The organism is Spirosoma agri (assembly GCF_010747415.1).
Taxonomy (GTDB): domain Bacteria; phylum Bacteroidota; class Bacteroidia; order Cytophagales; family Spirosomataceae; genus Spirosoma; species Spirosoma agri.
In genome coordinates, this window is sequence record NZ_JAAGNZ010000002.1 from 672,107 (window position 1) to 694,000 (window position 21,894).

Here is a 21,894-nt window from a genome sequence, read left to right on the forward strand (position 1 = left end):
TACTAGCGTATGGAAATTCTCGTAACAGCCGCTATTATTGGTTATATTATCTATCTCCGCTACTACGCAGACTTACGGAACAAGTCCGAAAAGGAGGTAGAACAGGTGCAATCAGGCATCAACCTGTATAATGCCGGCCAGTTTGATGAGACTCTCGACTACTTCACTGCGTATATTCGGAGCGAACCCAAATCCAGCATCGCGTATCTTTACTTAGCCCGCTGCTATCGTGCGTTGGGTAATGTGCCCGCTGCGGTAACTGCCTTGAAAACGGGTGAAAGTTACGACGATACGGTCGCTGATCTACACGTAGAGATGGGGCAGATTTTGTACGATCAACAGAATTATCAGGCTGCTTTTCTGGAATTCGATAAAGCCGTCTTTCACGCGAAAGGTGCCCAGGCGACTCCGTACCACTGGCGGGGTTTGACTCGGCAACAGCTCAACCAAGCGGCTGACGCACAACAGGATCTGGATCGGGCAGTTGCTCTTCAACTAACCGCCGAAACGGTTCCGCCCGTTAACCATTCGGAGCATACGACCTTCCTAGACCGAAAGTTTCTAAGCCATGTTCTGCTTATTCTGGTCAACAGTGCCATTTTACTGGTCGTAATCAAGGAAGCGACGGTTATTCACCTGCCTTACCTGCTGGCGGCCGTCGCAGCCGCCACGATTGGGTTTATTGAGCCCAAAAAAGGATGGGCACTGGCACTATTACAGGCCTTTTTGCTCTGGATTGGCTACACATTTTTTACGACCGCCCCCCAAACCAGCGGCTCCCGGGAATTAGAATCATTTGGGCTTTACGGATCTATCGTGTTGACCTTTATTGGCAGTTTTATTGGTGGAGTTCTTAAGCGACAACTCGCCCGGTAAGCGATGAACGGCGTGTGTTCAACTCGTCTAATAAAGACTGTATTTGTTAGGATTGATCGGCCTGCGTTACATGTAGGCAAGGCGAACATGTACGTTCTACCCGTCAAAACGAACCCCTCTCAATCTTGTTGGCGAACACACTACGCTTTCAGGTCGATACATAAGCGATTTGGCCGTATCTTGAGCGACAAATACAACCGTTCATTTAGTATGAAAAAACGCTTATTTCCTCTTTTTTATCTCCTATTAACGCTTAATAGCCAAATTAATGCGCAGGCTCCTCCTGGCGGGACTACTAGTATCGCCACGTTTACTGCCGGTATGGAGCGCAATACTGGTTTTATGACCTATTACTGGGACGCTAAAAAAGGGAAGGTCTGGCTTGAGATTGACAAGTTCGATACCGAGTTTCTGTATTATCCGACTTTGGCGCAGGGTGTTGGCTCCAACGATATTGGCCTCGATCGGGGGCGGCTGGGGCAGGAGCACATCGTGAAGTTTCAGCGCAGTGGGCCGAAAATATTGCTCATCGAACCGAACTACGCCTACCGGGCCATCACCAGCGATCAGCTTGAGCGCCGGGCTGTCGAGGAATCATTCGCTAAGTCGGTCCATGCCGGTTTCGACATCGCAGCCGAAGAAAGTGGGAAGGCGCTGGTCGACCTGACTCCCTTTCTGATGCAGGATGCCGTCGGTGCGGTGCAGGCTATCACCCGAACTAAGCAGGGTAGCTTCAAATTCGATCCGTTACGGAGTGCCATGTATCTGCCGCGCACGAAATCATTCCCGCAGAATACGGAGTTCGAGACGATCATTACCATCACGGGCGAAAATCCGGGTGGTTATCTCCGTGAAGTAGTACCAACACCGACTGCCGTGACGATGCACCAGCATCATTCGTTCGTGCAGCTTCCCGACGCAGGGTATAAGTCACGGGCTTTTGATCCGCGTATTGGATACGGTGGTATCGAGTACTTCGACTACGCTACGCCCGTTAGCCAGCCGATCATGAAACGCTATATTTCTCGGCATCGGCTGGAGAAAAAAGATCCGTCGGCAGCGGTGAGCGAAGCCGTCAAGCCAATCGTGTATTACCTCGACCCCGGCACGCCCGAGCCCATTCGTTCGGCGCTGATGGAAGGTACGGCCTGGTGGAATCAGGCATTTGAAGCGGCTGGCTACAAAGATGCGTTCCAGGTTAAATTGCTTCCCGCCGATGCCGACCCGATGGATGTTCGGTATAATCTGGTACAGTGGGTTCATCGCTCAACGCGGGGCTGGTCGTACGGTGGTAGTATCATTGATCCGCGTACCGGCGAAATCATCAAAGGGAAAGTTACGCTCGGTTCATTGCGCGTTCGGCAGGACTACCTGATTGCCCAAGGATTGGTCGGCGACTTTTCGGGTATTACCACGTCTTCAGCGGACCCGATGATGCAAATGTCACTGGATCGGTTGCGGCAGCTGGCAGCCCATGAGGTCGGTCACACGCTGGGGCTACCTCACAACTACATCGCTAGTACGCAGAATAGAGCGTCGGTAATGGACTACCCAACGATGGTCGCGAAGGTGAAGGGAGCCAGCATTGACCTGTCCGATGCCTATGCGAAAGGAATTGGCGATTACGACAAATGGAGCATTCGGTACGGTTATGAGCAGTTTCCGACCGGAGTGGACGAAAAGCAGTCGCTGAACAAGATCGTAACCGATATGCACAAAGCTGGTCTGACTTTTCTGACTGATCAGGATGCGCGTCCGGAGGGGTCATCGCACCCCGGTACGCACTTGTGGGACAACGGGGCCAATGCCGTTGATGAGTTGAAGCGCGTGTCGGATGTTCGGCGGATTGCGCTGGCTACGTTCAGCGATAAAAAAATACCGGCTGGTGCACCCATGGCGACGCTCGAAGAAGTACTCGTACCGATGTATATGTTCCACCGGTATCAGGTCGAATCGGCGGCTAAAGTAGTGGGCGGACAAACCTACACAAATGCCTTGCGGGGCGACGGACAGGCTGTGATGTCGACCGTTCCGGCGCAGGAGCAGAAGCGGGCTTTGGATGCGCTGCTGACAACCATCGATCCGGCTTTTCTGGCACTGCCTAAATCAATTATAGCCTTAATTCCACCGCGTCCGTTCCGGTATGATCCTAACCCGCGTGAGGTGTTCAAACGACGTACGGGTATTACGTTCGATCCAATGGCGGCCCCTGAAGCTGCAGCTGGCATGACGTTACAAATGTTGTTCAATCCCGAACGGGTAAGTCGTCTGGTCGATCAGTCCGCGATGGACCCGACGCAGGTTAGCCTCGAATCGATGCTCGATCAATTGCTGGCGGCCACGTGGTACAAAGCTGATCCCGCCGATGGGTATCAGGCGGAAGTGAAACGGTTGACGGATAAATTACTGCTGCAACGGATGATTGATTTGGCGGGCAATCAGGAGGTTGCGTCACAGGTTCGGGCCATTGCCTTGCTCAAGCTGAGTGAGATGAAGAGTAAATTGAAGGTTCCGTACGAAACGCCCAAGTTGGCCGCTCACCATCTGTTTGCGCTCGATCAAATTCGCCGGACGGAAGGGAATATTGCCGATGTACGACCAACCAGCGCACAGGCTCCCCCCGATGGCGCGCCGATCGATCCGGGTCAGGAGTGGCTGTCGCCGGATTGTGACTGGAAACCATAAGCTTCCACTAAAAGAAAAAACGGTATCGAGAGGCTCGATACCGTTTTTGCATTCGGTCCGTTCTATTTACTAAAATTTATAGGCGACACTGCCCACAAAACTTCGCAGTTTCTGTGCGTTCATCGTCGTATACCCAATCCAGTAATGCTGGTTCGTGAGGTTGTCCACCTTCGCCGAGATGCGAAACTTCCGCTGATCGTAGAAGGCCGACGCGTTCAGGACGGTGTAGGCGGGTAAAATAAATTCGCCTTGGCTAATGCTGTTCTGAATTTTGTTGTCACTGGCGTAGTTACCACCGAAACCGAAACCAAGCCCTTTAACCAGGTAATCGGGTAACCGGTAGCTCATCCACAAGTTTGCGATTACGGGAGAAGAGGCTGTAGTAGGTCGGCGTCCGTTCACATCGGCGTCTGCTTTTTCGAGCTTCGAATCGTTGTAGCTAAACCCGCCCACAATATTGAATCCACTGAACGGATTGGCGATGATGTCCACTTCAATGCCTTTGCTTGCCTGCTGACCATCCTGCGTCTGCGCAAATTTAGCCGCGGCTAATGGGTTCGGGTCTGTGCGAAGCAAGTTGCTGACCCGGATGTTGTAATAGCTTACCGTTGCACTTAGTTTTCCGGAAAAAGCATCGAGTTTGACACCCGCTTCGAACTGGTTGGCTCGTTCGAGTTTAGCGAATCGCTGCGTGATGCTATCCGATGCCGTTACGTCATACGCATTGTACAGGCCCCGGTTGTTGAAGCTGTTCTGGTAATTGGCAAACAACGAGACGCGATCCTTTATTGGTTGAAATACCAGACCGAACTTCGGCGACAAGGCCGTTTGATCATAGCCTGCTACGGCGCTGCCTTCTGTACCCCCTTTATTATTGAAGTGATCGACCCGCAATGCAGCCAGCACACTCAGGCGGTCCGTCAGACTCAGCACATCAGAAACAAACGCGCTGGATGTGTTGCGGATACCGGTGATCGGATAGGTGAAATCAGGCGTTTTGTTGGCGTAAAGAGTCGTCAGGGCCGCTCCGCTGAATTTACTGTAATCGTAGTTTTCGGTAATGGGTACGGTATCGTATGTGCTGCCAAAAAATAGCTGATTGGCGTTTACGCGCAGGTAATCCAGACCAACAACAATACGGTTCCGCAAACTGCCAAGCCGGAAATCGCCGTTGAACAGTTGCTGAACCTCAACAACGTTGTTGGTACTGTTGCGGGTTGACTGGTCGGCCCGCACGAGGTTGTTTACACCCAGCGTTGTGCCACCAGGAATAATATAAAAGTATGGCCCGAAACCGTTCGAAAAACTATGGCTTGAGCTAAAGTTAGTCGATGATGTGAACGCCGACGAAATTCGGTAGTTCACCTGCCCGAACAGGTTGGTACTGCGTGACTGCTGCGTGAGTCCCCCGCCCATGTAGGAGTTGCGATAATCGACGTTCAACTGATCGGCACGGGTTGCCCCGAGGGTGGAACCCGGAACGTAAAAGAAGAAAATCTGTTTGCCCACATTCTCGGACCGGAAAATCTCCGCATCGAGCTGGATCGATAGTCGATCGGTGGGCTTGAACAACAGGCTAGGGGCCAGGGCAAAATTCCGGTTGAAACCTACCGTCTGGAAGGTACCCTGATGACTGAATGCCGTATTCACGCGCAGCAACAGATTACGGCTGCTGGTCAGGGGCGTATTCACGTCGACGCTAACCCGCTGAAAGTCATAGCTTCCCGCCGATACGGCTACTTCGCCACCGAACGTTTCGTACGGTTTTTTAGTCACCCGGTTAATCAGGCCGCCGTAGGACGTGAGGGCACTGCCGAACAGGGTAGCGGATGGCCCTTTGATCGTTTCCAGTTTTTCCAGATTGACGGCGTCAATGTCGCTGGTTACGTTACCCGCCAAACCATTCCGAAGCTGGCTCTGCACAATGAATCCACGCGTGCTGTAATAACTGCCGCCGTCTCCCGCCCGTCCTGTTGCTTCCCACATTTTCTGCACACCAGGTGCATTGCGCATGGCATCATCAACCGAGAAGACGAGCTGTTCCGCCAGAATCTCTTTACCGATCGTATTGTAAACCTGCGGGTTTTCCAGATTTTTGAGCGGCATTTTAGATACGTAATCGCTGTTGGTGCGGGCAAACTTGTTGATCCGTCCCGTGCTGACAATGACCTCCTGAAGCTGAGCGGTGCTTTCGGTCAGCGCAAAATTCAGCGTTGCCGGTTCTGTGCCGTTGAGCGTAACTTCTTTTTCGCTGGTTTTAAGGCCGATGGCCGATGCGAGAACCGTGTAGGTGCCCGCCTTCACGCGGCTGATCACGTATTCACCCTTGCCGTTTGTGACACTTCCCTGTCCTTTCCCTTTCAAACTGACCGTTACATATTCGGCTGGATCGCCGTCCGCTGTCGTAACTCTACCTCGTATCGTTCCTGCCTGCTGAGCCAGTGATAAGAGAGGTAAACATAAGATTATAAGAACGTTAACAAGTTGTAGATGCTTCATTATATAGGCTGCAATTATTTCGGACAGCAAAACAACGGCAAAAAGCGCACTAATAAAAATTATCTTTAATTATTCTAAATAATAATTCCTTGGGTAGTCCGCATCCGGATACTCCACTATCGGTGTGGCTGGTAAGAGCATTGGTGCTGGTTTATGAAAAGCCTGTATTTAGAAATTAAGAAATATAATTTAAGTAAGAAGTCGGACGATGACAACTTGCGAACAGTTGCCACTTACCACGTAAAAATGACCGATTATCAACTTTTTAGAAAAAAGACAATTTGACGAAACAAATAAAATCTATCTTTGTTAGATAATTTATAAGACGTTAGATGATGAGTGTGACAGATCGCAGAACGCGGCAAAAAGCGGAAATTCGACAGCGAATTCTGGATGCGGCCCGGCAGATCGCCCGCGAAAAAGACTGGAATGCCGTTACCATCCGGAACATTGCCGAGGCTATCGATTATACCCCGCCTATTGTTTACGAGCATTTTGAAAACAAGGAAGATGTCCTGCTCAATATTGTCAAAGAAGGGCATCTCGAGAATCGGCGCGCCTTTGACGAAACGCTGGCTATGGAACTGAGCGCAGAAGAAAAAATCGTTCGGTTATCGATGCTTCAATGGACGTTTGCCCACGAACGGCCCGAGGTGTTTCGGCTGATGCACAACCCGGAGCGGATGGAACAGCAACGGGAAATGGTTCGGGAAGGTATGCAGGATGCTAAACAGAAAATTGAAAGCCTGTTTCTGGAAGTTACGACCGATTCGGAAAACATAGGCGAAGTAATTTTTAACTGGTTCTGCCTGATGCACGGCTACATTAACCTGATTACCAGCATTCAGCCACAACAGGGAGCCAAGCTGCTGGAGAAAGTGGAAGACCCTAAAATGGTGGCGCTTCTTCAACAACCGGCACTCCTTTTTGAGCGGGCTATCCGTCGATTCATAAAAAGTGTATAACTCCATTCCTACTTCACTAGCATTAGATTTTTAAAACCAATGAGAGGCATAACGCGAACTACGCTGATGATGCTGACCCTGAGCCTGTTGGCTAGTTGGGTCCGTGCGCAGACTGCGCCATCGGGTGGTTATACACTCGCCCAATGCGTCGAATACGCGCGGGTGAACAATGTCAATATCAAGATAGCCCGGATTAATGAACAGATATCGGGGGTGCAGGTGCAACAGATCATTAGTCAAAACCTACCGCAGGTGGCTGTTTCGGGCTCCGTGGTCGATAACTACAAAATACCCGTAACGTTACTTCCCGGCAGTTTAGCATCGGCGGCTCCCGGCTCAACGACCAGCACAACTGGGGGCGTGGGGAGTTCGACGGCGGTTGGCGGTACGGGTAGTGACCAGTTTATACCCGTCAAGTTCGGAACCCAGTATACCGCTACACTGACGGGTCGCGTTGATCAGAAACTATTCGATCCGTCGTTGGGTCTGGCACTCAAAGCAGCCAAATTAAGTACGAAGTTGCAGGCACAGGTAACGGCGCAGGCTGAACAAACGCAGGCCTACAACATTGCCCAGGCCTATTACCAAACGTTGGTGATTGACCTACAGCGTCGGCTAACACTGCGCGATATGGCTTCGTCGGATACGCTGTTGCAGCAGGAACAGGTGCGGTTAAAAAATGGGACTACCCGCGAAATTGACTTTGGCCGTATCCAGCTCAACCGCAACAACCTGCAATCGCAACTTGAACAGCAGACCCGTAACTACGAACAGGCGTTGAACCAGTTGAAATTTCAGATGGGAATGCCCATGCAGGAGTCGATTGCGTTACAGGCGCTGGAAATTGAAAACCAATTGGTTGTAACAGACCTGGCGACACCAGACCAACGCTTTTTCGAGAATCGTCCGGATTTCAAGCAACTCCTGATCAACACGCAGTTGCAGGATCTGAACCGACAGTCGAACAATCGAGGGTACTTGCCTTCGTTCGGCATCTATGGTACGTATGGTACGAACGCGCAACGGCAGGAGTTCAATTTCTTTAAAAGCGGATTTCCCTGGTTCCAGAGTGGTGCGATTGGCCTCACGTTGAACTGGACCATTTTCGATGGCAACCAGCGCCACCAGCGTGATCGCGAAAATCGCCTGAACCTGGAAACGCTCCGGCTTCAGCAGATTCTGGCCCGTGAGTCGGCGCAGTTGAATCTGAGTAACGCGCAGGTGAGCTACCAAAACCTGGTGACCGACATTCAGCGGGAGCGCGACAACATTGAGCTGGCCCGTAAGATTCTGAGCGTTACGGAGCTTGAATATAGAGAAGGTATCGCTACTTCGGTGACGCTGATCGACGCCAAAGACGCGCTGACCACGGCTCAAAACAACTTGGCCAACAAACTAATTAGTCTGTATCAATCCCGGCTGGATTACGAAAACTCGCAGGGTACTATTCTCGATTACGTCACTCAAAAATAAACCAGTTACCATGAAACGAATTCTCATTATTGGAGCGGTAGCTGCCCTGATCGCGCTGATCGCCTTCCGGTTAATAAACAGCAAAAAAGAAATCGATGCTGCCAAAACGTCGTCGGTGCAGTTCCAGACAACGCCCGTTGTCGATGTGCAGCCCGTTACGTATGCGCAGCTCGACCAGAATCTGTCGCTACTCGGCACGGTGGCCGCGCAGAACGAAGGCAACATCATTGCCGAAACACGCGGTAAGCTTCAGAACTTCCGGTTAGTATTGGGTACGTTCGTCAAAAAAGGCCAGCAGGTCGGTTATATCCAGGATGATGTGCAGGGCATTGTTGTCGAGAACAACCAGACTGCCGTCGAAAACGCCAAACGCGAAATGGAACGGTACGAACGACTGCTGAAAGGTGGTGCCGTGACCCAGGAAACGTACCAGAAATATAAAGACCAGTATGCAACCGCCCTTCTAAATACCAAGCAGCAACAGCGTGTGCTCGGTAATGGGGCCGTTGTGGCGCCGATCAGTGGTTATGTATATGACAAAAAAGTTGAAAACGGCGAATACGTGGCCGTAGGTGCCGTGCTGGCATCGGTTATCAATTTGCAGGAGTTGAAACTGGTGGTCAATGTGCCGGAGCAGGCGGTTTATCAACTTAAGCAGGGCGATAAAGCGACCATTACGGCGCAGGCATTTCCGGGCGTAACCTTTTCGGGAAGCGTTCACTATATCAGCCCGAAAGGGGACGATCTGCATAATTATCCTGTTGAGATCTACCTGACTAACAACAGCAAGAATCAGCTGAAAGCGGGAACGCTGGCAAACGCGAAGTTTACCTTTGCGAAAGGTATCGCCGGGCTATTCATCCCCCGCCGGGCGCTGGTGGGTGGTGCCGACAGCGCGAGCGTCTACGTTGTACAGAACAATACGGCCCGGCTGCGTAAAATCCGGCTTGGCTCTGACAATGGCGATCTGTATCAGGTACTCGATGGGCTGAAACAGGGTGAGCCAGTGGTTGTCAACGGTCAGTTGAATCTGACGAACGGGGCCAAAGTGACCGTCAATCAAAACGGCGCGATGCAGGAAAAAACGGACACGTCAGTAGCGGTCAATCCATAAACGCGTTCATGGGTGACGTCGATGCGGGCGCGGTTCGTGTACTAATCGGGGATAAGCCATAAATAACAAACTCTATACAGTCTAATGTCAGTAACCGAAATAGCCATTAAACGCCCAACGCTGGTTGTCGTGGCGTTTACTGTCCTGAGTATTCTGGGTTTTATTTCGTATAAAAGCCTCAACTATACTCTGTTGCCGAAGTTCGATGCGGCCGTTGTAACGGTCATTACGACCTATCCGGGAGCGGCTGCCGGGGAGGTTGAAAACTCGGTAACGCGCAAGCTCGAAGATGCGGTATCATCGCTGGAAAATCTGAAAAACATTAGTTCAACCAGTCAGGAAGGACTTTCTGTAATTCAGCTCGAATTAAATGCCAGTGCCGACCCGAACCTGGCCTTGCAGGATGCGCAGCGAAAAGTGAACGCTGTTCTCTCGCAGTTGCCGGATGAAGTGGAATCGCCGACGCTCCAAAAATTCTCGACTGACGATGTGCCGGTTATCCGGATGGGCGTACGGGCCAATCTGGAATCGACCAAACTCTACGATCTGGTCGATGATCAGATTCGGACGCAGCTTACGAAAGTTGATGGGGTAGGGCAGGTTACCCTGACCGGTGGCCGCGAGCGTGAAATTCGAATTGCGGTCGATCCCGACAAAATTAAGCTTTATAATCTCTCGCTGGCGCAGGTAACGCAGGCGGTCAACTCGGCCAACCTCGATTATCCAACCGGGCGTATCGAAACGGATCAGGCGCAGTACGCTATCCGGCTGGCGGGTAAATTCACCGATATCAACCAGATCCGGAATGCAACCTTGCTAACAGCAGCAAACGGAACGAGCGTTAAATTGAGCGATGTCGCATCGGTAACCGATGGCGTTTCGGATGCGACGACCATCAACCGGATCAATGGACGCGAATCGATCGGTATTGCGATTCAAAAACAGACCGATGCCAACGCCGTCGCCATTAGTCAGCAGGTACGGGCCATTCTGGGGGGTATTGAAAAACAATACGCCAACATCGGCCTGAAATTCGAAGTGACCAGCGATTCATCGACGTACACATTAGCTTCGGCGGAAGGGGTAATTTTTGACCTTGAGTTTGCCGTTGTACTGGTGGCGCTGGTGATGCTGCTGTTTTTACACAGCATCCGGAATGCCTTCATCGTCATGGTATCCGTACCCGCTTCGATCGTTGCCGTTTTCGTGCCGATGTATCTGCTGGGGTTCACGCTTAACCTGATGACCCTGATGGCGTTATCGCTGGTCGTTGGTATTCTGGTCGATGACTCGATTGTGGTCCTGGAGAATATTTACCGCCACCTCGAAATGGGCAAAGACCGCCGAACGGCTTCGCTCGATGGTCGGAATGAGATCGGATTTACTGCGCTGGCCATTACTATGGTCGACGTGGTGGTTTTCCTGCCGCTTGTCTTCGTGCAGGGGCTGATTGCTAATATCATTCGGGAATTCGCTCTCGTTGTCGTGTTCTCGACGCTGATGTCGCTGATCGTGTCGTTCACCATAACACCTTTATTGGCGTCGCGTTTCGCCAAAGAAACTGACCTAAGCGGACGGAGTCCTGGCAAGCGGTTCCTGGCCTGGTTCGAGCGTCAGTTCGATTCGCTCAAACACGGCTACGCCAACCTGTTAGGCTGGAGTCTGCGACACAAACGCTGGGTATATATCACCGCGATTGGTTTATTGGTGGGGTCAATTGGTCTGGTAACGGGCGGCTTTATCGGAACGACCTTCTTCCCGCAGAGTGACCAGGGCGAATTTGTCATCCAGATCGAAGGTGAACCCTACAATAGTCTGGCCGAGACGAACCGCGTTTGTCAGATCATTGAGAAGCAGTTGATGCAGAACAAGCTGGTAACGAAAGTGAACAGCAACGTTGGCTATTCATCGTCAGCCTCCGGTGGTGGACTGGGCTCAACGCCGTACCACAAAGCTGAGATTACGGTAACGATCCTGCCGAAACAGGAGCGGACCATTTCGGTTGAAAAGTTTGCGGCACAGACGAAAGCCCAGATCTCGAAAATAGCGGGTCTGAACGTTAAATCGGCACCGATCGCCATTACGGGGGGAGCCAATGCGGCACCGATTCAGATTCTGTTGCAGGGTAACTCGCAGCAGGATTTGCAGCAGTCTGCCGCCATTGTGAAACAGGTGATCAAATCGGTGAGCGGAACGACCGACGTTGAACTAGCCGTTGATGATCCGAAGCCAGAGCTTAAAGTCAACCTCGATCGTCGGAAAATGGCGCAGTACGGGGTTTCTGTGGCTAACGTAGGGGCGACGCTGCAAACGGCTTTTTCGGGAAATACGGATAGCAAATACCGGGTTGGCAGCCGCGACTACGACATTCGGGTCGAATTGAACAAGTTTAATCGTCAGAGCAAAGACGATGTCGGTAAGTTGACCGTACCCGATGGTCAGGGCAAGTTGATTGAAATTCAGCAGATTGCCGATCTCGATCTGGGTACGGGGGCCACTCAGTTGACTCGTTACAACCGGGTTGCGTCCCTGTTCGTCAACGCCAACGTCGTGGGTCGCCCAACGGGTACGGTCGGTACGGAGATCGATAATATTCTGAAAACGAAAGAACTACCGGGTGGTGTGACGTACCGGCTTAAGGGCGATCTGGAACGCCAGTCCGATGCATTCGGCAGTCTTGGAATCGCGCTTGGCATGGCGGTAACGTTCGTTTATCTGCTCATGGTCGCGTTGTATAACTCGTACTTTCGCCCATTCGTCGTTCTTTTCTCGATCCCGATGGCCGTTATTGGGGCCTTTCTGGCGCTGGCGCTGGCTGAACAAGCGATCTCGTTCTTTGTTATGTTGGGAATGATCATGCTGATCGGTCTGGTAGCTAAAAACGCAATTCTGCTGGTCGACTTTGCCAATGCTCAGAAAGAGGAGGGCAAAAGTACCGTCGATGCGCTTGTTGAAGCCGGTCGCGAACGGATTCGTCCTATTCTGATGACAACCATTGCGATGGCGATCGGGCTGCTGCCAATGGCGCTGGCAACGGGCGATGGCTCGGAATCGAAGAATGGGTTGGCATGGGTAATCATCGGTGGTCTGATCAGCTCGCTTTTGCTGACGCTGGTATTGGTGCCAACGGTTTACTTAACCTTTGAAAATGGGTTCAATGCGGCTCGTCGTCTGATGGGGCGGGTGTCGGGTAAGAAGGACGAACCAGTACCCGCCAAACCCGCTAAGGTATAAAGACAACGTTCGTTAAGCGGACCTGACCCTTTCGTCAATACAGTGCCGGACTCGTTTAGGGTGTCGTTGGGAAACATGGCGCTGTGTTGGCGAAAGGATTATACGGATAGAAGCCGTCTGTTGGACAAACAGACGGCTTTTTTTGTCTTGCTCAACGGTATAACTACTGGTATTGCTGACCTTTGCTCTTCGTTCACCGGTAACTCGACCCGTTTCGACGCGCGTACCACTCAATGCCGTTTTGGGTTTGCGTCGGAATAAAAAACGCAGTATTATGACTACATTTCTGAAAATGGTCTGGGTAGGTGCCCTGCTGGCTGCCAGTCAGTTTGCCTTCGCTCAACAAGTTTTTACTTCTGATACAACCAAACCAGCAGTCTCTACGAATAAGCCGTTGGTAGAAAAAAATGAGCTGAAATATAACCTCAACGAATCGGGTTCGCACTTTGTCAAGGTTACTTTTCTGAACCAGGCGTGGCTTCAAGTCAATCAGAGCAACCCCGGATCAACTGTTGTCGGTGTGCCAAAGGATAATACGTTCTCGATTGGTCTGCGCCGGACGCGGATGCAGCTCTTCGGTCAGCTTAGCGACCACGTGTTTCTGTATCTCCAGTTTGGGATGAACAACTTCAATTACCTGAACGGCGGATTCAACCAGAACGCATCATCGCAGCGGAAAGTACAGGCCTTTTTTCACGATGCAGTTGGTGAATACTTGGTCTTCAAGAACAAAAATTACCTCAACATTGGTGGTGGTCTGACGATCGTCAACGGTTTATCGCGATTCAGTGCGCCCAGCGTGGCTACGATCATGACAATGGACGTACCCGTATTTGCGCAGGCTACCGTTGACCAGACGGACCAATTCTCCCGTAAGTTGAGCGTGTATGCACGTGGTCAGGTTGGTCACCTCGATTACCGGGTAGCCATCAGTGATCCGTTCCCGATTCAAACCAACGGTTCAGCACTGCCATCGTACGGTCCAAATTCTATTTTTGCGCTGAAAGGTCACGAGAAGCAGCTTCAGGGCCTATTTATGTGGCAGTTCTTCGACAAAGAAGCGCACAAGACGCCCGGGTATAACACGGGTACTTACCTTGGTGCAAAGAAAGTGTTCAACCTAGAAGCCGGGTTTATTACGCAGGAAAATGCAATGGTACGGGTTGCTGCACCCGGCGATACGACCTATCAGAACATGAACCTGTGGTCGGTTGCGTCGTTTCTGGATATGCCTTTGAATCGCTCAACAGGCACGGCGGTCAATGCCTACCTGGGTTATTTCCATACCGACTACGGGACCAACTACCTGCGCTACAATGGAGCGATGAATCCCGCCAGTGATATTGCCGCTGCGCAACGCCCCGGCGGATTGGGCGGCACTCAGGGCAATGCCTTTCCCATGTTTGGTACGGGCAATGTTGTGTACGGACAGTTTGGTTACCTGATGAAACGTGACCTGTTTGGTGCGGGCAACGGTACGCTCATGCCCTACGTGCAGGTTCAGCTTGCCAGCTATCAGCGCGTATCGAACACGCTCGGCGTCTATAACGTTGGGATCAACTACCTGATCAACGGCCACAATGGAAAGGTGACCATCGATTACCAGAACCGGCCCTATTACGAACCCTCATCCGGTACGTCCCCGCTTTCGGCGGGTGGTCGACGTGGACAATTAACACTTCAATATCAGGTATTTATTTGAAGCTGAACAGCAAACCGAGCGTTCCGGGTAGGTGGTTGCTAGTCAGCCATCAACTCGGCCAGAATTTTCTGAGCTGCGATCGAGATGATAGTTCCCGGCCCGAAAATGCCTTTCACCCCCGCATCGTACAGGTACTGGTAGTCGCCTGCCGGAATAACGCCCCCGGCAATGACAATAATATCGTCCCGGCCCAGCTTCTTCAACTCGTCGATGAGTTGCGGTACCAATGTTTTGTGACCCGCTGCCAGACTCGATACCCCGACAATATGAACATCATTCTCGGCTGCCTGCCGGGCCACTTCGGCGGGTGTCTGGAACAGCGGTCCCATGTCGACATCGAAACCCAGATCGGCAAAGCTGGTGGCAATGATTTTAGCGCCCCGGTCGTGACCATCCTGTCCCATTTTGGCTACCAGAATCCTTGGACGGCGTCCATCGAGATCGGCAAATCGATTGCTCATCTCCCGCGCGATGCGGAAATTCTCATCATCGGATACCTCCGATGCGTAAATGCCCGATATGGACCGGATCGTGGCCTTGTGTCGGCCGAATGCTTTCTCCATAGCGTCAGAAATTTCGCCAAGTGTTGCCCGATGCCGGGCTGCTTCGACCGCAAGTGCGAGGAGATTGGTTTCTTTTTCCACTTTCTCCTCACCCAACTTTTGGTCCGCTGTTGTGAGAGGGGTCGGTGAGGGCAGTATAGGAAAAGCTGCTTCCGTAATGGCGTCCAATGCCGCGTTTACCTTCTCCGGATCGCGGTTAGCTTTTACCGTTTTCAGTCGCTTCAACTGCGCTTCCCGAACAGCCTGATTATCAATATCGAGTAGGTCAATTTCAGTTGCCGAATCCGATTTATAGCGATTGACTCCCACAATCACGTCTTTTCCGCCATCGATACGCGCCTGTTTGCGGGCGGCTGCTTCTTCGATTTTGAGTTTGGGCAGACCTGTTTCGATCGCTTTGGTCATACCACCCAACTGCTCCACTTCGTCAATGAGCGCCCACGCCTTTTCGATCAGTTCGTTGGTCAGAAATTCAACGTAATAGGAGCCCCCCCACGGATCGACGGCGCGGGTAATGTCGGTTTCGTGCTGTAAATACAACTGGGTATTCCGGGCGATCCGGGCCGAGAAATCGGTTGGTAAGGCAATGGCTTCATCGAGCGAGTTTGTGTGTAAACTCTGCGTACCACCCAGCACAGCCGCGAGTGCTTCGACGGTGGTACGAGCAACATTATTGAATGGGTCCTGCTCGGTGAGGCTGTAACCCGAGGTCTGGCAGTGGGTGCGCAACGCGAGCGATTTGGCGTTTTTCGGGTTGAACTGCTTGACGATTCTAGCCCACAACAACCGCCCCGCCCGAAGCTTGGCGATCTCCATAAAGTGATTCATGCCGATTCCCCAGAAAAACGAGAGCCTGGGCGCGAAATCATCGATGGCCATACCGGCCCCTAGTCCCGTACGAATGTATTCAAGGCCATCGGCGAGGGTATACGCCAGTTCGAGGTGAGCCGGTGCGCCCGCTTCGTGCATGTGATAGCCGCTGATACTGATGGAGTTGAACCGGGGCATGTGCTGGCTGGTATACGCAAAAATATCACCAACGATCCGCATCGACGGTTCGGGCGGGTAGATGTACGTATTCCGAACCATGAATTCTTTCAGAATGTCGTTCTGGATGGTACCGGATAGTTTTTCGGGTGAGACGCCCTGTTCTTCGGCGGCCACGATAAAAAACGCCATGATCGGCAGTACGGCTCCGTTCATGGTCATCGACACCGACATCTGATCGAGGGGAATCTGGTCGAACAGGATTTTCATATCCTCGACCGAATCAATAGCTACTCCCGCTTTGCCTACATCGCCCACGACGCGCGGATGATCGGAGTCGTAACCCCGGTGCGTCGCCAGATCGAAGGCGACCGACAACCCTTTCTGCCCCGCTGCCAGATTCCGACGGTAAAAAGCATTCGATTCTTCGGCGGTCGAAAAACCCGCGTATTGCCGGATTGTCCAGGGCTGACGGACGTACATGCTGGCGTAGGGACCCCGCAGAAAAGGTGGAATGCCAGCCTGTTGGTCGGCTACGGCCTGCGTTTCAGCATCGGCAACCGTGAAATGCGGTTTCAGTCTGATACCTTCGGCCGTAGTGAACGGCTTTTCCGCCGGAGTTGACTGCTGGCTAGTTTCGGTGGCTTTCTGAATGGATGTATTGGTAAAATCGGGTTTCATATGTTGAGCGTTAATTTACTCAAATTCGGCGGCCAACCGGCGGTCGGGTAATAAGCTGGTTGTGGATTGGCCTTCGGCGTCGGTATTGAGTTGATTTGTTGGTTCATCAAATCGGAATTTCGTCACACCTACAATCACGTTTCCGTTTCGCACCGCAGCAACCTTGTCGTGATACGCCTGTTCGATTTGCGCCGGAATGAACCCATCCGTAAACGCTTTTGCGAACCCGCCCCGCTTTTCTATGTCCAGAAACAGGGTCCAGGCCGCTTCGATCAGCTGGTGCGTTACATACTCAATGTAGTACGAACCTGCCGACGGATCAGCGACCTTATTCAGATAACTCTCTTCTTTCAACAATGTCGAAACGTTTCGGGCAATCCGGTCTGAGAATGCGCTAGCTTCGGATGCGCTTGATCGCGTCAATACGGCATCGAATGGACGAACAGTCAGCACATCGCAGCCACCGATAACGGCTGACATGGCCTCCGTTGTTCCCCGAAGCAGGTTTGTGTAGGGCGTAGCCGTCGCGTCGTAGAAGGTTGAGGTCTGGCCGTGAATGAGCGGAACCGTGTCGATGGCTGACGAGTAACAGCTGTTGAATCGGTTCATTAACACCCGCAACGCCCGCAGTTTGGCAATCTCGATAAAATAGCTGATGCCAACGGACACCGACAAGATGGTTTTGGTGACGATCTGGTCAATCGATAAGCCTGCATCGGTTAGGTAATCGTACTGATCGGCCAGCGACGCGAACAGAAAAGCCAGTTCCTGCGTTGCAGTGGCACCTGCGTTGTGGAACGGATGGCTTGTGGCGCAAACGGTACGGAACTGGGGCGAATCTGATGTTGCCTTTGTTAAATCGACAACGGATTGATAACCAGTAGTTAATTGTTGGTTTGATTGTATCCAATGAGCCGCCGGATCAACCAGTAAGCCACCCCGCAACCGATAGGGAGCGATGGTGTTCAGCGTCGCAACGAGTTGAGTAGAGTTGTCGGTCCGAAAAAAGACGGGTGTGTCGCTCAGTTTGATACCATTCAGCAGGTGTGCCAAATTCGACGGGTCAGACAGGGCAATGACAAGCGCGTCGGCTCCGTTAGCAAGGTGGTTTCGGAGTACGGTATTTCCCTGTTTTTCGTTCGTAACCACATAGGCCGGAGCCGTAAGCCACCCCGGAAACGGCTTTTGTGCGTGTTGAATCGTTTCGAGGGGAAGCTCGTTCAAGTCGTCATGGGTGTAGTAGGGCTCAATCGTAAAGCCGTCGTTTACATGCCAGCGTAAGCGTTCGTAGGGCACGTCGCCCGTCCGGGCATTGTTTAGCTCTTTTTGAACCTGCGTCAGCCAGGCAGCCTTGTCGACGGTTGGAAATAGGTCAGAAAAAATCGGCTCCATTGGCTACGTATGAGATAGGTAAGTAAATGTAGCACTTTCTCCAGTTGAGGACAAAAAGGCTTTTATGTTCCCTTTGATAAGAACTCGGCTGGATTATTCGAAGGGATTGGTGTAAGTCCTTGACCTTCCGTTTGAAACGGTTAATTTTAGCTAAATGAACGAGCGCGCAGTAGTACGTACCGAAAAAAACGCCAACGGGCAGGGTACGTTCGGTTAGATAATTCCCTACATTTGTCTCCCTTTTTTGCGATACCAACGTAACAATAATGTACTCCCGTGAATGTAACTACCCAGCCAGCCATGCAGCGTGAAGTAATGACGGTATGGAATCGCTGTCTGAGCGTTATTCGGGGAATTGTGCCTGAACAAAGCTTCAATACGTGGTTTGAGCCGATCGTTCCACTACGGCTTAACGGGAATGTGCTGACCATTCAGGTTCCAAGTGAATTTTTTTACGAGTGGCTCGAAGAGAACTTCGTGCATGCGCTGCGCAAGGCCCTTGACACGGCTATTGGCCGCGACGGTCAGCTCGAATACTCGATCATTGTTGATAAAGGAAACGAGCAGAACAGACCTTTAACGGTCAATGTCCCAACAACCAAGACCCCCCAGTCGGCAAAGCCCGACAACGTCAATCCCGATATTCTGAAGAGCCCATTCGTGCTCAAAGACCTTGATTCGCTAACGCTTGACTCCTACCTGAATCCAACCTATACGTTCGATAATTACGTTGAAGGCGACTGCAACCGGCTGGCGCGGCAGGCTGGTTATGCCGTAGCCGAGCGTCCGGGCATTACCTCGTTCAACCCGCTTATGATCCACGGTGGGGTAGGGCTGGGCAAAACGCATCTGGTACAGGCAATCGGTAACTACATCAAGAATAATAACCACAACAAGTTTGTGCTGTACGTAACGTCGGAGAAATTCACGAATCAGTTCCTGAACGCGATTCGGTCGGATGGTATCCGTGACTTTACCAGTTTCTACATGCAGGTAGACGTGCTGGTTATCGATGATGTGCAGTTTTTACAGAAAAAAGAGAAAACGCAGGAAATTTTCTTCCATATTTTCAACCACCTTCATCAGTCGGGAAAGCAGATCATTATGACTTCTGACCGGGCTCCGCGGGCGCTGGATGGATTGGAAGATCGCTTGTTATCCCGTTTTAAGTGGGGCCTTTCCGCCGATTTACAAACGCCGGATCTGGAAACGCGTATTGCCATTATCCAGAAGAAACTTCAGGCCGAAGGTATCTACATTGAGAACAACGTCATTGAATATCTGGCTCACAGTATCAATACGAACGTCCGCGAGTTAGAGGGTGTCATTGTTTCCCTGATGGCGCAAGCGTCGCTGAATCGGCGCGAAATCGATCTTGAACTGGCGAAACACACCCTTCGGAATATTGTCGTAGACTCCGAGCGGGAAGTGACTATCGACTCGGTACAGGAAACCGTCGCCGACTTCTTCAACGTGACCATTGCCGATCTGAAAGCCAAAAGCCGTAAGCGGGAACTGGTTCATCCCCGCCAGGTGGCTATGTATCTGGCTAAAGAAAAAACGGATCTGTCGCTCAAATCGATCGGGTATCATTTCGGTGGTCGCGACCACAGCACGGTCATTCATGCCATCCAGACGATCAGCGATCTGGTGACCAAAAATCCCGAGTCGCGTGCATCGATGGAGAAGCTTAAAGCCCTCTTCAAGTAGGCCGAGTACCAGACTAACAAATCCGGCCATGAGCCAATCCCCGCTACCCGTGTTTTTGGCTCGCCAACAGCTCGATACGGTTGTCTGGGACGCCTGCGTAGCGACCTCACCCCATCGAGTCATGTACGGTTATTCGTGGTATCTGGACGCGGTACTACCAGCCCCAGACTGGCAATGGATGGGTTTGGTGCTCCACGATGAACGGGGCGGGTACCAAGCCGTCATGCCCGTGCCGCTTCGCCGGAAGCGCGTGGTTGGAATCTCTCGATGGGTCGTTCATCAACCTTTTTTCTGTCAGTTCCTTGCGGTTTTCGGTTCAGATCGAGTCCTTGATCCAATGCCTTTTCTGACGGCTATTCAGCAACGATTTCGCTACGGATCGGTGCTAACTATGGCTGAATTACTTAATAGTGAAGTGGTAACTCGGGAGGAATCCCGCGCTGGCTGGCTACAAATCGCGGGATTCCTCCCGCATCACGATAACGCTGTTGAGCTAGCTGATAGTGAGGTGCAGGTACGTATAAATTACATACTCGATCTGTCGCCTGGTTATGAGCAGGTATACGCCAGCTATTCCCGCGATCGGAAGCTGAACCTACGCCGGGCGAAAGCCGCCAACTGGACCCTCATTGAGTCGACCAATATCGAACCACTGTTGACCTTATTTCGTGAAAACCATGCGGATACGATCCATGGTGGCGTTGCCGACTGGGCGTATGATCTGTTCAGAAAGCTGAATGATGCGATGAACCACCGCAGTCTTAGCCTGATACGGTATGCTGTTTATGAGGGAACGATTGAAGCTGGGGCGCTTTTTGTGCGGGAGGGTAACCGGATTATCTACCTGTTCAATGCGGCTTCGAAAACAGGTCGACAAAAAAATGCCCGGACGCTCCTGATCGATCAGGTTATCCGGGCGTATGCAGGACAAAATGTTATGTTCGATTTTGAAAGTCCGCAGAAGCCATCTATCGCCAATTTCTATCGGAGCTTTGGTGCAACCGACGAGGTATTTCAGGCTGTCCGATGGAACCGGTTCACGGTTTTAGAACGGGCGTTTCTGCGTATAAGGCGGCTGCTACTAACGAAGTCGGATAAAGGTAATACCTAAAAATAGGGTGGCTAAACTGTTCTGAACTGCGTACGCCGTATCTCTAAGATACGGCGTACGCAGTTCAGAACAGTTTAGCCACGAGTTACTAAAAATACTTCAGGGGCTGCTTCAAGCCGCCATTGCGTTTTAAGTCCATAACCATTGAGCCTACCCACAAATCGACCTCCACTTTGACAGGTACTTTGTTCGCGTCGTCGGACACGAAGATGCGGATCGATTCTTCGTCTTTGAACAGTTTGTTTTGTGGTAAGACGGGATTCAGGCGCAGGACATTGACTTTTCCCTGCTTCGTTTTGACAACGTCTTTTCCTCGATACCGAACCTTCATGTTGTAGACCGTATCATCATAGAAGGCGGGTACTTCGATGACCTGCCCACTGCTGAGCTTGTTGAAATCGATCGTACGCAGGAAATAATAGCCACTGATAAAATCGTGAACATTGTCGGGAACCTTGAAAATATCCCGTTCCGTGCGTTCTTCTGCCTTTACCGTATTGGCTTCGTGATTGAAGGTGATGTTTTCCTCCTTTCGGTAGTCATTCTCCTGAAGATTCGAATAGAATTTCTGCGGCAGAATGGCAGATGTGTCAATGTACGACCGCCAGGTATCCCGGATGCGCGTCACGAGGTCAAATGCACCAACGGTACGACCATCGACATTGACGCGGTAGCAGGGCCGCTCATTGACCTTATACAGAGTGGGACTGACATCGACTATAGCCTCGGCCGCGTTAATGAAGCCATAGTGAACCCGGTATTCGAGGTGTTCACCCGGTCCAAAACTGGTGTTGGTTACACGTCGGTATGCGTTCAGGGCCGAGAAGCCAGTCGCCAAAACAGAGATAATACCAAAGCCGATTAAATACTTCTTCATAGGAACAACCGCCCAATTCGGGCAT

At 51.6% G+C, this 21,894-nt stretch carries 13 protein-coding genes; 9 read left to right on the forward strand and 4 right to left on the reverse strand.

Annotated features, from left to right (window positions below):
- The first annotated feature begins 9 nt into the window (after positions 1–9).
- Both GK091_RS19505 and GK091_RS19510 read left to right on the forward strand, forming a co-directional pair.
- Positions 10–876 (forward strand): tetratricopeptide repeat protein, encoded by an 867-nt coding sequence (locus GK091_RS19505; RefSeq protein WP_164041560.1) that lies wholly within the window; start codon positions 10–12, stop codon positions 874–876.
- Positions 877–1,086: 210 nt separating this feature from the next.
- The gene (locus tag GK091_RS19510) at positions 1,087–3,561 is read left to right on the forward strand and encodes a zinc-dependent metalloprotease (protein WP_164041561.1); all 2,475 of its coding nucleotides are present in this window, start codon (positions 1,087–1,089) and stop codon (positions 3,559–3,561) included.
- 69 nt (positions 3,562–3,630) lie between these two features.
- On the opposite strand, the gene GK091_RS19515 is transcribed toward GK091_RS19510, so the two are convergent.
- Complete coding sequence (locus tag GK091_RS19515) at positions 3,631–6,060, reverse strand: TonB-dependent receptor (protein WP_164041562.1); 2,430 nt, start codon at positions 6,058–6,060, stop codon at positions 3,631–3,633.
- A 341-nt stretch (positions 6,061–6,401) separates the two neighbouring features.
- Here GK091_RS19515 and GK091_RS19520 point away from each other — a divergent pair, with 341 nt between their 5' ends.
- The 5 genes from GK091_RS19520 to GK091_RS19540 all read left to right on the forward strand — a co-directional run bounded on the left by GK091_RS19520 (position 6,402) and on the right by GK091_RS19540 (position 14,548).
- Positions 6,402–7,025 carry a TetR/AcrR family transcriptional regulator gene (locus GK091_RS19520; protein ID WP_164041563.1) on the forward strand — a complete coding sequence of 208 codons (624 nt, stop codon included), beginning with the start codon at positions 6,402–6,404 and terminating at the stop codon, positions 7,023–7,025.
- Positions 7,026–7,064: 39 nt separating this feature from the next.
- A complete protein-coding gene (locus GK091_RS19525; protein ID WP_164041564.1) occupies positions 7,065–8,498 on the forward strand; it encodes a TolC family protein in 1,434 nt (477 codons plus the stop codon).
- A gap of 10 nt (positions 8,499–8,508) precedes the next feature.
- The gene (locus GK091_RS19530; RefSeq protein WP_164041565.1) at positions 8,509–9,612 is read left to right on the forward strand and encodes an efflux RND transporter periplasmic adaptor subunit; all 1,104 of its coding nucleotides are present in this window, start codon (positions 8,509–8,511) and stop codon (positions 9,610–9,612) included.
- A gap of 84 nt (positions 9,613–9,696) precedes the next feature.
- Positions 9,697–12,846: an efflux RND transporter permease subunit gene (locus tag GK091_RS19535; RefSeq protein WP_164041566.1), complete on the forward strand. Its 3,150-nt coding sequence runs from the start codon at positions 9,697–9,699 to the stop codon at positions 12,844–12,846.
- 274 nt (positions 12,847–13,120) lie between these two features.
- A complete protein-coding gene (locus GK091_RS19540) occupies positions 13,121–14,548 on the forward strand; it encodes a hypothetical protein (RefSeq protein WP_164041567.1) in 1,428 nt (475 codons plus the stop codon).
- Between the two features lie 38 nt (positions 14,549–14,586).
- On the opposite strand, the gene scpA is transcribed toward GK091_RS19540, so the two are convergent.
- Together scpA and GK091_RS19550 are read right to left on the reverse strand one after the other, a co-directional pair.
- Positions 14,587–16,779 (reverse strand): methylmalonyl-CoA mutase, encoded by a 2,193-nt coding sequence (gene scpA, locus GK091_RS19545; RefSeq protein WP_164041568.1) that lies wholly within the window; start codon positions 16,777–16,779, stop codon positions 14,587–14,589.
- A 15-nt stretch (positions 16,780–16,794) separates the two neighbouring features.
- Positions 16,795–18,171: a methylmalonyl-CoA mutase family protein gene (locus tag GK091_RS19550; protein WP_164041569.1), complete on the reverse strand. Its 1,377-nt coding sequence runs from the start codon at positions 18,169–18,171 to the stop codon at positions 16,795–16,797.
- Between the two features lie 300 nt (positions 18,172–18,471).
- Between GK091_RS19550 and dnaA the strand changes: the two genes are divergently transcribed.
- Positions 18,472–19,881, forward strand: a complete 1,410-nt coding sequence (dnaA, locus tag GK091_RS19555) for a chromosomal replication initiator protein DnaA (RefSeq protein WP_164042921.1) — start codon at positions 18,472–18,474, stop codon at positions 19,879–19,881.
- Between the two features lie 28 nt (positions 19,882–19,909).
- Positions 19,910–20,992: a GNAT family N-acetyltransferase gene (locus GK091_RS19560; protein ID WP_164041570.1), complete on the forward strand. Its 1,083-nt coding sequence runs from the start codon at positions 19,910–19,912 to the stop codon at positions 20,990–20,992.
- 88 nt (positions 20,993–21,080) lie between these two features.
- Here the strand turns inward: GK091_RS19560 and GK091_RS19565 are convergent, their stop codons facing one another.
- Positions 21,081–21,869 carry a DUF3108 domain-containing protein gene (locus tag GK091_RS19565; protein WP_164041571.1) on the reverse strand — a complete coding sequence of 263 codons (789 nt, stop codon included), beginning with the start codon at positions 21,867–21,869 and terminating at the stop codon, positions 21,081–21,083.
- Between the last annotated feature and the right edge of the window lie 25 nt (positions 21,870–21,894).

What these genes read in the sequence shown, in the direction of transcription:
- GK091_RS19505 (WP_164041560.1), top strand. Translation starts at nt 10, where the DNA reads ATGGAAATTCTCGTAACAGCCGCTATTATTGGTTATATTATCTATCTC.
- GK091_RS19510 (WP_164041561.1), top strand. Translation starts at nt 1,087, where the DNA reads ATGAAAAAACGCTTATTTCCTCTTTTTTATCTCCTATTAACGCTTAAT.
- GK091_RS19515 (WP_164041562.1), bottom strand. Translation starts at nt 6,060, where the DNA reads ATGAAGCATCTACAACTTGTTAACGTTCTTATAATCTTATGTTTACCT.
- GK091_RS19525 (WP_164041564.1), top strand. Translation starts at nt 7,065, where the DNA reads ATGAGAGGCATAACGCGAACTACGCTGATGATGCTGACCCTGAGCCTG.
- GK091_RS19530 (WP_164041565.1), top strand. Translation starts at nt 8,509, where the DNA reads ATGAAACGAATTCTCATTATTGGAGCGGTAGCTGCCCTGATCGCGCTG.
- GK091_RS19535 (WP_164041566.1), top strand. Translation starts at nt 9,697, where the DNA reads ATGTCAGTAACCGAAATAGCCATTAAACGCCCAACGCTGGTTGTCGTG.
- GK091_RS19540 (WP_164041567.1), top strand. Translation starts at nt 13,121, where the DNA reads ATGACTACATTTCTGAAAATGGTCTGGGTAGGTGCCCTGCTGGCTGCC.
- scpA (WP_164041568.1), bottom strand. Translation starts at nt 16,779, where the DNA reads ATGAAACCCGATTTTACCAATACATCCATTCAGAAAGCCACCGAAACT.
- GK091_RS19550 (WP_164041569.1), bottom strand. Translation starts at nt 18,171, where the DNA reads ATGGAGCCGATTTTTTCTGACCTATTTCCAACCGTCGACAAGGCTGCC.
- dnaA (WP_164042921.1), top strand. Translation starts at nt 18,472, where the DNA reads ATGCAGCGTGAAGTAATGACGGTATGGAATCGCTGTCTGAGCGTTATT.
- GK091_RS19560 (WP_164041570.1), top strand. Translation starts at nt 19,910, where the DNA reads ATGAGCCAATCCCCGCTACCCGTGTTTTTGGCTCGCCAACAGCTCGAT.
- GK091_RS19565 (WP_164041571.1), bottom strand. Translation starts at nt 21,869, where the DNA reads ATGAAGAAGTATTTAATCGGCTTTGGTATTATCTCTGTTTTGGCGACT.